The organism is Parabacteroides johnsonii DSM 18315 (genome assembly GCF_025151045.1).
GTDB classification, from domain to species: Bacteria; Bacteroidota; Bacteroidia; order Bacteroidales; family Tannerellaceae; genus Parabacteroides; species Parabacteroides johnsonii.
Map to the genome: position 1 here is coordinate 18,230 of NZ_CP102285.1, position 12,704 is coordinate 30,933.

A 12,704-nucleotide genomic window follows, 5' to 3' on the forward strand; every position below is an offset into this window, starting at 1 on the left:
ATTGCTTAACGTTCAGCCAGGATAATGACCGGATTCTCATCGTTCTCTTGTACTTCATAGCCTATCAGATAACGATCGTCTTCGGATGTAAAACGGGGGACGAACGTGTTCCCTTCTTTAAAATCGAAATCATGTCCGGGATAAGGTAACTTGACGCTTTCCACTTTTCCCTCTTTATCATCGTAGCTGATCAGATAGGAGTTGCCATTTAGGTTGGCTGTCAGATACAATTTGTCTTTGCTGTTTCCTACGACATTGATCTGTGCCGCATTTTTTTCCTTGAACAGGTTGTTACGCGGGTCTTGTAACCGGTAGCGTCCACCCTCTTCCAACTTGTATTTTCCTGCATCTACTACCCAGCGTGGGATAAGCGTGTTCTCTTTTGTGATCAGGAAAATCGTGTCGTTGAACATTTCCTTCACATAGTTGTCGGTCGGGGTGGAGAAAACCTTGCATTCGTTGTAGAACACTATCGTGATTTCTCCCGGCTCGAAGTTCCGGGTGTATGCGATCGAGTCCAGTACGGCCGAGTCGCGGAACAAGTACATCCGTATCGGCTCTTTGCCTGAGATATTCTGGACGTATCCGATATTGCGCCCGTCGGGTAGGGAAAGCACTTCTCTGATATTTTTATGGGAAGGGACGGTTGTTGTCTGTTTCCATTTGCCGTCCCAACCGTATGTTTTGAGCCATTTGCTGCTGTCGTCGATACGGATGCCTTCCGGGGTTATCTTCGGATTGCCGGCGGATAGGTATTCTTCCGGTCCTTCACCTTTAGTACCGATTATCCGGATAAATTTTCCTTCTGGATTGAACAGGTATATTTTATCGTTGTTGAAGACAACCAGCTTGTCTTGGTGATAGACAATCTGCGGAATGTATCCGGTCAATAATACGGAGTCTGTTGTTTCCAACGGGATGAAACGTACGTTTTCCGCCCATTCGTCCAGTTTTATTTCGGTCGGCTCTCTATCGAAAACGGGGGCTATATTGATTGTTTGGCAGACCGCATCGCCTGTCTTTTGTTTATGAGAGTGCTGGCAACCAGCCAATACTCCGCATAGTAGCAGTATCCATTTGTTCATATATCATATTATTAGGCCGCCGAAAGATAGGGAAAATTTTGTTTATTTGGGAGTTATAGATTATCATTTCAGGACAACCACACCTAATTCGACGACAACAATTTCTTACTTCTATGGAGAGAAATCCCTTTTTCGTTCCGAATAATTCTTTCTTAAATGCCTACTAATTCTGTAATCGGCGGCAGCGATTACATAGTCACTGGCACTGATTATATAATCGGTGGTACTGATTACATAATCACAGTCACTGATTATAGAATTAGTAGGCACTCTTATCTTTTTATGCCTATACAGATAAGTTTTCTTGTAGCGGGGATGCATTGTTCCTTATATTTTGTTGTAAGGGTTAAACTCTGGCTATCTGTTGTGTATTTGTCGGATAGTCTGTATTTTTGCGCAAATTATAATACAGTGTGCAATATGATACAAGAGAATTTTATCAAAATATATGAGGGAAGTTTCAAGAAAAACTGGGAACTGCCTGCCCTGACGGATTACAGCAAAGGGACGACTTTTTCTTTCGCCGACGTGGCTAAGGAGATTGCCCGTATCCACATCCTATTTGAAGAATGCCAGATACGGCGGGGGGATAAGATTGCTCTGATCGGAAAAGATAGTGCTCGCTGGTGTATTGTTTACATGGCTGCTGTGACGTACGGGGCAATTATAGTACCTATTTTGCAGGACTTCAGTCCGAACGATGTACACCATATTATCAATCACTCTGAATCGGTTTTCCTTTTTGTCAGCGACCGTATTTGGGATACGTTGGAAGAAGAGATGATCGAGGACGTGCGTGGTGTTTTTTCGCTGTCCGATTTCCGCTGCCTGCATCAGCGCGATGGTGAAAGCATTCAGAAGCTCTTGAAAGGGATGGATGAGAAGATGGCGGAGAAGTATCCGAACGGTTTCGGCAAGGACGATATCAAATATGCGGAACTGGATAACGACAAAGTGGTCTTGTTGAACTATACTTCCGGCACGACTGGATTCAGCAAAGGTGTCATGCTTACAGGAAACAACCTGGCGGGCAATGTGATGTACGGCATCGAGCTTGGCGTGTTGTACAGAGGGGAACGCGAACTCTGTTTCTTGCCGTTGGCGCATGCCTATAGTTGCGCGTTCAATTTCTTGGTACCGATGGCTGTCGGGGCGCATGTCTACCTGTTGGGTAAAGTGCCCTCTCCCAAAATTTTGTTGAAAGCCTTCGAAGAAGTGAAACCAAATTTGATCCTGACGGTTCCGTTGATCTTGGAGAAGATTTACAAGAAGATGATCCTGCCGCAACTTAGCAAGACGACGATGAAGGTGGCATTGAATATCCCGTTGCTGGACTCCCGTATCTATGCACAGATCCGAAAGAAGCTGGTCGATGCTTTCGGAGGACGTTTTCGTGAAGTGATCGTGGGAGGGGCTGCCATGAATGAAGAGGTAACGAACTTCCTTTATAAGATCAAATTTCCGTTCACGATCGGTTACGGTATGACGGAATGTGGACCACTGATCAGCTATGACCATAATGACGAGTATGTACCCGGATCATGCGGCCAGATATTGAAGGGTATCATGAAGGTGCGTATCGACTCGGAAGACCCCTATAATAAGGTTGGGGAAATTCAAGTAAGCGGTGAAAATGTGATGAAAGGCTATTATAAGAACGAGGAAGCGACTTCCAAAGTCTTTACGGAGGACGGTTGGCTGCGTACAGGTGATCTGGGGACAATTGATGCTGACAACCGTATCTATATCCGTGGTCGCAGCAAGACGATGATCTTGGGAGCTAGCGGACAGAATATTTATCCGGAAGAGATCGAATCGAAACTGAACAATCTGCCGTTCGTAATGGAAAGCATCATAATCGAAAAGAATGGTAAGCTGGTGGGACTTGTTTATCCGGATTATGATACGGTGGACAGCACAGGAGTTTCGCACGAAGACCTTCCGATCATCATGGAGCAGAACCGGATCGAACTTAACAAACTTTTAGCTCCTTACGAAGCTGTATCCGCCCTGCAATTGTATCCGACAGAATTCGAAAAGACGCCTAAGAAAAGTATTAAGCGATATTTGTATAGCAACTATTGATTAATTTATTTGGTCTGTAAATCAGCTTGTTGTTGCCTGTGTGGAAAATATTTAAAAAAAAAGAACACTATGTTGTACAACATGTTTGATTAATACATACATTTGCATCGTTTTAAGACAAGAAGATATTATAGACCGTTTAAATTAAAAAACAAAATGAAAAAGTTAGTTGCATTTGCTGCTGTTATCGCAGCTGTATCATTCGTATCTTGTGGCAACAAATCAGCAGAGAATACTGAAGTTGCAGAAACTGAAACAGAAGCTACAATAGAAGAAGTGGTTGCTCCTGCTGAAGAAGCTACAACAGAAGAGGCTACAGTTGCTGAAGGTGATTCAACTGCTGTTGAAGTTCCGGCGGCTGAAACTGAAGCTGCTCCTGCTGAATAATCATTCAGCAATCAGTGATGAGGACAGTCTGTATGCGTGTAACATACAGACTTTTTTGTTTTTAAACCTATGTAATTTATGTATATGAAACGAACGCTATTACTTCTTCCGGCTATTGCCAGTCTGAGTCTGTTTGCTTTTTCACAGACTCCTGTAGATAAAACTGTCTCGTTGCAAAGTATCGAAATTCAGGGAAAGCACTTTGGCGGTCTGACTGGCGGAGAAGTGAAACGCCTGCGAGTGGACCGTAATCTGAGTGGCCTAACTGGGACGGCAGCTGATGTATTTCGTCTGCTGCCTTCCGTTGTGACGGATATCGAGGGAGGAATTGTTTTTCGTGGTTCCTGCAATCCTGGCCTGTTGATAAACGGAGTGCCCTATGGGCTGATGGAAGAATATAGCGGGGATATGCTGATTCAGCTTCCAGCGTTGTTTTTTGGCAGGGTATCGATGACGGCAACTCCTTCTGTCGAACTGATTCCGGATGGGGATGCGGGAATCCTGAACTTATCGCCCGCAGTTTATACGGCCGGTGATTCTCCGCTCACCCTGACCTTGGGAGCTGGATTTCAAGAACGCTATAATGCCGGTGCGATCCTGAATCTGCATCCGGGTAAGTTTCATATTGTCGGAAAGTACAATTATCGTCGCGAATTTCGTAAACGTACGTTCAGTAAATCGACGACGAATAAGGCTGGGACGACTGTCATGAACAATAATGCGTCCGCCAGGCCTGATGTGCATTTGGCTGATTTGAGTATTGGATACGACTTGACTGCTAATGATCTGCTTACAGTCTACGGTCTGTACAGTCTGATGGACTATAGCCGCTATGGGAAAATTCATAACAGTAAGTTGGTGGATGGAAATCTGCAACCGGTGATGTTCCGTCATCGTTATAATGATCAGTGCCAGGAAGCGTATGCTGCTGAAGCACGTTGGAACCACACCTTCGACACTCCTCAGGATCGTTTGAGTGTCGTGTTCAATTACAATAATTTCGGGTATGACGAAGATAACGAATATAAGAACGAGAAGCCGGAAACGGGCAAGATTATCGCTGAGGACAACTATTATGTCAATCAGAATAAGAATAATTATTACCTGTCTGCCGTTTACGGTAAACTTCTTGCCGATGATTGGCGCTTGAGGGTAGGATACATCGGGCGTTTTAAGGATGAGAGTTATCATGCTTTCGGGAATAAACTGGCTGCCGGAGAGTGGCAGTCCGACTTGCAAAAGGGAAATGAATATAACTTTAATCGCCGTACGAATTTGTTGCTGGCCGCTTTGGAAAAGAGGTGGAGCAGCTTCTATGCTGAAGTAGGCGTACAAGGCGAACTGAACTGGCAAAAGATAGATACGCGTTATCAGACCGACGATGTGCTTGAAAAGATCCCGATGGTCAAGAGCACTTCCCGTTTTCACCTCTTCCCCCGTTTGAAGTTCGGTTACCAGACGGATAAAGTTGGGGAGTTGGCTTTCAGCTACGTGCAACGCGTAATCAGACCTTATGGTAGTTACCTGAATGTGTTTACTGATCGTAGCGATGCTACGCATATTTGGAGAGGTAACCCGGATTTAAAAGACGAAATGATCCATTCGATCGAATTGTCTTATTCGTATGCTACTTCTGTCTTCCGGTTGTCACCGAGCTTTTATTACCGGAATAAGAGGAACCGTATCATGGATAAGGTGGAAAATGCGGGTGCAAGCGGGACGATCTGGACAAAGGAGAATATCGGCCATAGTCAGACGTTCGGTTTTGAACTGTCCGGAACCTGGCAGCCAGTTCGTATTTTGTCGATTGGCTTATCCGGCGATATCTACCGGGATGAGATTGATGGACGTACGATTGGTTATGACGAAAAGAAGTCAATGGTTTGCGGTGATATCAAAGGTTCTGTCAACATTAGTATCACCCCGACGACGGAGTTGCAACTTGATGGCTTTTACATTTCCGACCAGCTTACCCCTCAAGGAAAGATCGAGCACCGTTCCAGTGTCAATGCCGGTATCTCCCAATATTTCATGAACCGCAAGCTACGTGCCAACCTGAGTATCAATAATATTTTAGGTGGTCTCGAAGAAACAACGATCGTTGATACGAAAGACTTGCAAATGACCCAGATCCGCAATCGTGACGCTCAGGTGACTTGGGTGACGTTGACGTATAACTTGTAGGTTACCGAGTGTTATTCTTCCTGTTTGTTCTGTTTCTTCTTCGGGATGAACAGGATTAATCGTATGGACTGGTCGTAGGTGAAGTAGCTCCACACCCATTCGATCAGGACCATGATCTTGTTCTTTACTCCTAAGATGGAACGCAGATGTACACCCATCCACACTAGCCAAGCGAAGAAACCGTGCAGTTTTATTTTGTGGAGATCGGCTACCGCTTTGTTGCGGCCGACAGTTGCCAGGGTTCCGAGATTCTTATAGTGGAATGGCTTTAAAGTCTCGCCTTTTTCGAGGCGTTTTAGGTTATCGGCAAGCAGGATACCTTGCTGAATGGCAACCTGGGCCACTTGAGGGTGTCCGTTGGGATAGTTGGTTTCGGTTTGCAGGCAGACATCGCCGATGGCGAAGACGTTTTGGGAACCAGGAAGTTGGTTATATTCGTTGACGAGAATGCGTCCGCCTCGTCCCAATTCTTTATTCTCTATCTGTTCGAATTGGGTAGCGGTTACACCACTGACCCAGACAACTGTTTTCGTTTCGATGGAGTTGCCGTCATCGAGGATTACTTTACCCTCTTTGTAATCGATGACCTTCTTTTGCAGTATGACTTTTACTCCCATTCCTTCCAGAAAACTTTTTGCGTGGACGGAGGCTTCTTCCGACATGGCGGCGAGTAGGTGAGGGGAACCTTCCACCAGAAAAATGTTCATCTCCGACTGTTTTAGGTCGGGATAATCTTTCGGGAGGACGAAATGTTTCATCTCCGCTAAAACACCCGATATTTCGACACCAGTAGCACCGCCTCCCACGATAACGATGTTCATCAAGGCTTGCTTTTCTTTCGGGTTGGTACAGATTGTCGCTTTTTCGAAATTGGAAAGAAGCGTGTTACGCAGGATAAGAGCCTCTTCGATGGTCTTCATCGGCAGCGCCTGTTTTTCGATAACCTCATTTCCGAAGAAGTTGGTGACTGTGCCGGAAGCTATGATCAAGTAGTCATATTTCAACTCGCCGATAGAGGTCTGCACAAGGTTCTTTTCCCGTACGATCGCTCTCACTTCGGCAAGCCGGAAAAAGAAGTTTTTCCGTTTTTGGAATATCTTGCGAAAAGGGAAAGATATGGAACTCGATTCGAGTCCGGAAGAGGCTACCTGATAAAGTAATGGCGGGAACTGGTGATAGTTGTTCTTGTCAATCAATACGATTTGGAAATTACTACCCTTAAGTCTGTTGGCAAGCTTTAATCCCCCAAAGCCCCCGCCAATGATAACGACTCTTTTCTTACCTGTGTCTGCAATGTTGAACCCCATGCTCTCCTGTGTTTTATGCTTTATGATAAAACAAATAATTTGGTAATAAGTTGCAGGAAAGCAGAGGGGTATACGTTATTGGAATGAGTAACCGAGATTTGATGGGATTCTTATTGCAATCCCATCAATATCTTCTTTAATACCGTCTGTGCCGAGATTTCGCGGTTGGCGGCTTCAGGAATTACGATACTTTGGGGGCTTTCGATTACGTCGTCCGTTACGATCATGTTGCGGCGGACGGGCAGACAGTGCATGAAATAGGCATTATTGGTCAGTGCCATCTTTTCGGAATCGACAGTCCAGTTGCGGTCCATGTTAAGAACTTTGCCGTAATTGGGATCTGCATAAGCCGACCAGTTTTTAGCGTAGATGAAGTCCGCGCCTTCGAATGCCTTTTTCTGGTCGTATTCCACACGGGCGCCCGCGACGAATTTCGGGTCCAGTTCGTAGCCTTCCGGGTGGGTAATCACGAATTCATAATCTGTTGCGTTCATCCATTCGGCAAAACTGTTCGGAACAGCTTGTGGGAGCGATTTAGGATGCGGAGCCCAAGTCATGACGACCTTCGGACGGTCTGTCTTCTTATACTCTTCGATGGTGATCAGGTCGGCAAAACTCTGCAACGGATGGCGGGTAGCCGCTTCCATACTGAATACCGGACGACTGGAGTATTGAATGAACTGATTCAATATCTTTTCGTTGTAATCATCTTCCTTGCTTTCAAAACGAGCGAATGAACGTACGCCGATCACGTCGCAATAGCATCCCATGACCGGAACCGCCTCTAAGAGATGTTCAGGTTTGTCGCCATCCATAATCACACCGCGTTCGGTTTCCAGTTTCCAGGCACCCTGGTTCACGTCGAGCACCATCGTGTTCATGCCTAAATTCATGGCTGCCTTCTGGGTTGAGAGGCGGGTCCGGAGGCTGGAGTTGAAGAATATCATCAATAACGTTTTGTTCTTGCCCAGCTCGGTAAACTGATAACGGTCTTTCTTAATCTCGAAAGCTTCGGCGAGCGCCTGCTTGAGGTTGCCCAAATCCTGTACACAAGTGAAGTTTCTCATATCATGTCTCATTTAAAATTGTTCTGCCTACAAAGATAAACAATGATTTCAGATTTATAGCAATACTGTTATATCTGTATTATCAGTGTCATATGATAATACTAAACGCTGAAGCAGGGGCTACTTTCGTATTTGTCCGTCTCCTTCGATGATGTACTTGTAGGTCGTCAACTCTGGTAATGCCATTGGCCCTCGGGCATGTAACTTTTGTGTACTGATACCTATTTCAGCTCCGAATCCGAATTGTGCCCCGTCGGTGAAAGCTGTAGATACATTGGCGTAGACGCAGGCGGCATCGACCATTTGTTGGAAATGGCGGATGGTTTCTGTCGATTCACTGACGATGCTTTCGCTGTGTTTCGAACTGTAGCGGGCGATATGTTGCAGAGCTTCATCCAAGGAGGAGACTGTACGGATCGCCATTTTGTAGTCTAAGAACTCGGTACCGAAGCTGTCTACTGTAGCCGGCTGAAGTAAAGCGGCAGGATAGTGTCCTGAAAGAACGGCAAAGGCCGGTTCGTCGGCATAGATAACGACGTTGCTGTCGGACAGCTTGCCGCACAGATAAGTCAAGTCGTCTAACCGGTCGTGATGGACGATCAGGCAGTCCAGAGCGTTGCAGACGCTGACGCGACGTGTCTTGGCATTGTTGACGATTTCGCGTCCTTTTTCTTTGTCGCCGTCCTTGTCGAAATAGATGTGGCAGATACCGGCTCCCGTCTCGATAACCGGCACACGGGCATGGTCGCGGACAAAATTGATCAGCGAACTACTGCCCCGCGGAATGATAAGGTCCACCAGGCCAACGGCGTTCAACAGCTCAGTCGTCGCTTCGCGGTCGGGCGGAAGGAGCGTACAAACAGCCGGATTGACGCCTTGTTTTGCCAGTACGTTATGGATGATCGCCACTAAAGCACGGTTGGTACTATCAGCATCGGAACCACCCTTCAGTACGCAGGCATTTCCACTTTTGAGGCAGAGAGAAAAAACATCGAAGGTGACGTTCGGGCGTGCTTCGTAGATGACACCGATCACGCCGAAAGGGACAGTTATTTTCCGGATCACCATACTGTTCGGTCGTGTTGTTTCGCTTAATAGTTTTCCTAGAGGTGACGGTAGAGAGGCGACGTTCTTCATATCTCCTGCAATACCTGCGAGACGTTCTTCCGTCAATTTCAAGCGATCGTATTTCGGATTTGCCGGGTCCATGAGTTGCAAATCTTCGGCGTTGGCGGTCAAGACTTTTGTCTGGTGCGACAACAAAGCCGAAGCCGTGTCTGTAAGGATGCGGTTGATGGTGACATCGTCCAACATGACGAGTTGGCGCGAAGCGGCAAGGGTCTGTTGCAATAATTCGTTAATCATGGTCGTATGATCATTGTTATTTTTCGTATTCCTGAATGTATTTCGAATGGACGGAATCTTTTCCTAATACGAGGCAAAGCCCGATGACGAAGCTGACACCCCAGTTGATAAGCTGGCCGCTACCTAACGGATGGCCGAATAGGAGGAAGCCGTTGATAAGGCCACTTGCGAGGAACAGCAAGAGGCTCGCCCAACAGAATGCGTAGTTCGATACAAGCCTTCGTATTGTCAGGCTAACAGCGGAGATGACAAGCAGGAGGCATACCGCAATCAGGCCGTAGGCTGCTATTTTCAACTCGGTCGGCGAAGCTGTAACGGGCAGTCCCAAATTCACTTTATCCCCTTGTGTTAAAAGGGTGACGCCTCCCATACCTCTAAGGAGTCCTACTATAATCATTAGGACTGATGCGAATGATAACCAATACTTTTTCATACTCTCTTCTATTTAATCCAGATACAAATAATCGTAATGTATCAACGGCTTCTTATCCCGGCAACCGATCAGCTTCCGTGCTTCCGTACTGTCGTAACCTACGCATCCGACTCCCAACTGGATGCCTTCCTCGTTGATGATCTTGACGATATCGTCTTTTTCGAAATCGCCTGTGATCCGAGTCACGCCGACCAACAAGATGCTGGTAGCCTTTGGACCCAACAACGCCTCTTCGGCTCCCTGGTTGATATGTATCTCTCCTTTGGCAAAACCTTCGGAGTGGGCGATCCACTTTTTCACGCTGCTGACAGGTTTGTCTGACGGGATGAAGCGCGTGCAGACGGTATGGTTGTCTTTGGCGAGCAGGTCTACCAGGATATTATCCTTCTTGCCGTTGGCGATAATAACCGTGATGCCTTCGTCGGCTACCTTTTGCGCGATGTTGCATTTAGTCAGCATACCGCCGCGGCCGAACGATGACTTGCTGGTCTGTACATATTCCGACAGGTCTTCCTTACCTCCATCTATTTCCCGGATAACCGTAGAGGACGGGTCGGAGGGGTTGCCGTTATATATTCCGTCGATATTGCTCAGGATGATCAAAGCTTCCATTCCCATCATGGTGGTGATCAGTCCGGAAAGCTCGTCGTTGTCCGTGAACATCAATTCTGTAACCGATATCGTGTCGTTTTCGTTCACGATGGGAATCACTTTATTTTCGAGCATTACCTCCATACAGTGTTTTTGGTTGAGGTAATGCGTACGGCTACCAAAGTTCTCTTTCGTGGTGAGTACCTGGCCACAAGTCATGCCATGTTCACGAAACAGTTCGTAATACCGATTGATCAACTTGGCTTGTCCAACTGCGGAATACAACTGGCGGGCAGAGACGGAATCCAGCTTTTTGCCGGCTTTTATCTCGCTGCGTCCAGAAGCGACCGCACCGGAAGAAATAAGGACGACCTCCACGCCTTTCCGATGTAGTTCGGCCACTTGATCCACCAAGGCGGACATTCGGGTAATATCCAACGTGCCATCCTTGCGGGTGAGCACGTTGCTACCTATCTTGACCGCAATACGGTTGAATTGCCAATCGACGATTGGCAATTGGCCATTATTTTGTATGTTTCTTTTCATTGTCGGTTGCTCGGATTTCGACTCGGCGTATTTTGCCGCTGATCGTCTTCGGCAGTTCGTCTACGAACTCGACGACACGTGGGTATTTGTACGGAGCTGTCACTTTTTTGACATGGTCTTGTAATTCTTTGACCAAAGCTTCTCCGGCTTTTTCTTTGTAGTCCTTTGCCAGTACGATGGTGGCTTTTACCACTTGTCCGCGGATTTCGTCCGGAACACCAGTGATGGCACATTCTACAACCGCCGGATGTGTCATCAGGGCGCTTTCTACTTCAAACGGGCCGATACGGTAGCCGGAACTCTTGATAACATCATCGGCACGGCCTACGAACCAGAGGTACCCGTCTTCATCACGCCAGGCGACATCGCCCGTATAGTATAGACCGTCGTGCCATGCTTCACGTGTGCGTTCGGCATCCCGGTAATATTCCTTGAAAAGACCGATCGGCTTGCCGTTTGTAGTGTGGATCACGATCTGTCCCTGTTCGCCATCTTCGGCACGGGTTCCGTCCGGGCGTAACAAGTCTACGTCGTACTGAGGATTGGGGACACCCATCGAGCCGGGTTTCGGCTCCATCCACGGGAACGTGGCGACGGTCAAGGTTGTTTCCGTCTGCCCGAAACCTTCCATCAACTTGATGCCTGTCAGTTTGTAGAACGTGTCGAATACGGCAGGGTTCAAAGCTTCACCGGCAATGGTACAATATTGGAGGGACGACAGGTCATATTTCGTCAGGTCTTCGCGTATCAGGAAACGAAAGATCGTAGGAGGTGCGCATAAAGATGTGATGCGGTAGTCCTGTATCATCTGCAACATATCGGCCGGTGTGAATTTCTCGTGGTCGTACACGAATACGGTTGCTCCGGCAATCCACTGTCCATACAGTTTACCCCATACGGCTTTCCCCCAACCGGTGTCGGCAATCGTCAGGTGGAGGCTGTCTTTATGCAGGTTGTGCCAGAAACTTCCAGTCACGATATGCCCCAGCGGGTAGGTGAAATCGTGCGCTACCATCTTCGGGTTGCCGGTCGTACCGGAAGTAAAATACATCAGTGAAATGTCGTCATTGCTATTCGGATGTTCCGGCCGTACGAACGGAGCCGCGTTTTCGATGCCTTTGTGGAAATCCTCGAATCCTTCGGGTATGTCGGGACCTACCGAAACAACACTCTTTATAGAGGGGGAATCGGGCAACGAGTCGATAATATGTTTGGTGATCACTTCCTCGCCCGCGCAGACGATCATCTTGATATCGGCGGCATTCGCACGATAGACGATATCTTTCTTTGTCAACAGGTGAGTAGCAGGGATCACCACAGCTCCCAATTTATGCAACGCGATAATCGAGAACCAGAATTCATAACGGCGTTTCAATATCAACATGACCATATCACCGTGGCCGATCCCCAGCGACTGGAAATAGGCGGCTGTCCGGTCGGTCTGTTTCTTCAGGTCGGCAAAGGTGAAATCGATATGTTCTCCCTGGTCGTTTGTCCAGCAAAGCGCAATCTTATCGGGGGCTTCTTCCGCCCATGCATCTACTACGTCATATCCGAAGTTGAAGTTCTCCGGGACTTTTATCTTGAAATTCTTTCTAAAATCTTCTTGCGACTCGAAAGTCGTTTTGTCTATGAATCTTTCTAACATGATGGT

10 protein-coding genes are annotated in these 12,704 nt (G+C 47.1%); 3 read left to right on the top strand and 7 right to left on the bottom strand.

Translation table 11 applies throughout. The features are described 5' to 3' along the window. Positions 1-5: 5 nt before the first annotated feature. Complete coding sequence (locus NQ564_RS00070; protein WP_008152369.1) at positions 6-1,085, bottom strand: 6-bladed beta-propeller; 1,080 nt, start codon at positions 1,083-1,085, stop codon at positions 6-8. A 420-nt stretch (positions 1,086-1,505) separates the two neighbouring features. Between NQ564_RS00070 and NQ564_RS00075 the strand changes: the two genes are divergently transcribed. From NQ564_RS00075 to NQ564_RS00085, 3 genes are all read left to right on the top strand, one after another. Then, complete coding sequence (locus tag NQ564_RS00075; RefSeq protein WP_021863050.1) at positions 1,506-3,170, top strand: AMP-binding protein; 1,665 nt, start codon at positions 1,506-1,508, stop codon at positions 3,168-3,170. Positions 3,171-3,326: 156 nt separating this feature from the next. Further along, positions 3,327-3,557 (top strand): hypothetical protein, encoded by a 231-nt coding sequence (locus NQ564_RS00080; protein WP_008154494.1) that lies wholly within the window; start codon positions 3,327-3,329, stop codon positions 3,555-3,557. Positions 3,558-3,641: 84 nt separating this feature from the next. Beyond that, entirely contained in the window at positions 3,642-5,741 is a 2,100-nt protein-coding gene (locus NQ564_RS00085) for an outer membrane beta-barrel family protein (RefSeq protein WP_039848424.1), read from the top strand. An 11-nt stretch (positions 5,742-5,752) separates the two neighbouring features. On the opposite strand, the gene NQ564_RS00090 is transcribed toward NQ564_RS00085, so the two are convergent. The 6 genes from NQ564_RS00090 to NQ564_RS00115 all read right to left on the bottom strand — a co-directional run bounded on the left by NQ564_RS00090 (position 5,753) and on the right by NQ564_RS00115 (position 12,698). Further along, positions 5,753-7,048 (bottom strand): NAD(P)/FAD-dependent oxidoreductase, encoded by a 1,296-nt coding sequence (locus NQ564_RS00090; protein WP_129649690.1) that lies wholly within the window; start codon positions 7,046-7,048, stop codon positions 5,753-5,755. 110 nt (positions 7,049-7,158) lie between these two features. After that, a complete protein-coding gene (locus NQ564_RS00095) occupies positions 7,159-8,115 on the bottom strand; it encodes a Rossmann-fold NAD(P)-binding domain-containing protein (protein ID WP_039848347.1) in 957 nt (318 codons plus the stop codon). Between the two features lie 120 nt (positions 8,116-8,235). After that, positions 8,236-9,480: a glutamate-5-semialdehyde dehydrogenase gene (locus NQ564_RS00100; RefSeq protein ID WP_008152355.1), complete on the bottom strand. Its 1,245-nt coding sequence runs from the start codon at positions 9,478-9,480 to the stop codon at positions 8,236-8,238. A gap of 16 nt (positions 9,481-9,496) precedes the next feature. Continuing rightward, the gene (locus tag NQ564_RS00105) at positions 9,497-9,913 is read right to left on the bottom strand and encodes a hypothetical protein (RefSeq protein ID WP_008152354.1); all 417 of its coding nucleotides are present in this window, start codon (positions 9,911-9,913) and stop codon (positions 9,497-9,499) included. A gap of 12 nt (positions 9,914-9,925) precedes the next feature. Next, the gene (gene proB, locus NQ564_RS00110; protein WP_008152352.1) at positions 9,926-11,050 is read right to left on the bottom strand and encodes a glutamate 5-kinase; all 1,125 of its coding nucleotides are present in this window, start codon (positions 11,048-11,050) and stop codon (positions 9,926-9,928) included. Continuing rightward, the gene (locus tag NQ564_RS00115) at positions 11,028-12,698 is read right to left on the bottom strand and encodes an AMP-binding protein (protein WP_008152350.1); all 1,671 of its coding nucleotides are present in this window, start codon (positions 12,696-12,698) and stop codon (positions 11,028-11,030) included. The genes proB and NQ564_RS00115 overlap by 23 nt, the downstream gene beginning before the upstream one ends. Positions 12,699-12,704 lie beyond the last annotated feature (6 nt).

Coding starts and splice junctions, on each gene's coding strand:
- NQ564_RS00070 (WP_008152369.1), bottom strand. CDS start 1,085: ATGAACAAATGGATACTGCTACTATGCGGAGTATTGGCTGGTTGCCAG.
- NQ564_RS00075 (WP_021863050.1), top strand. CDS start 1,506: ATGATACAAGAGAATTTTATCAAAATATATGAGGGAAGTTTCAAGAAA.
- NQ564_RS00080 (WP_008154494.1), top strand. CDS start 3,327: ATGAAAAAGTTAGTTGCATTTGCTGCTGTTATCGCAGCTGTATCATTC.
- NQ564_RS00085 (WP_039848424.1), top strand. CDS start 3,642: ATGAAACGAACGCTATTACTTCTTCCGGCTATTGCCAGTCTGAGTCTG.
- NQ564_RS00090 (WP_129649690.1), bottom strand. CDS start 7,048: ATGGGGTTCAACATTGCAGACACAGGTAAGAAAAGAGTCGTTATCATT.
- NQ564_RS00095 (WP_039848347.1), bottom strand. CDS start 8,115: ATGAGAAACTTCACTTGTGTACAGGATTTGGGCAACCTCAAGCAGGCG.
- NQ564_RS00100 (WP_008152355.1), bottom strand. CDS start 9,480: ATGATTAACGAATTATTGCAACAGACCCTTGCCGCTTCGCGCCAACTC.
- NQ564_RS00105 (WP_008152354.1), bottom strand. CDS start 9,913: ATGAAAAAGTATTGGTTATCATTCGCATCAGTCCTAATGATTATAGTA.
- proB (WP_008152352.1), bottom strand. CDS start 11,050: ATGAAAAGAAACATACAAAATAATGGCCAATTGCCAATCGTCGATTGG.
- NQ564_RS00115 (WP_008152350.1), bottom strand. CDS start 12,698: ATGTTAGAAAGATTCATAGACAAAACGACTTTCGAGTCGCAAGAAGAT.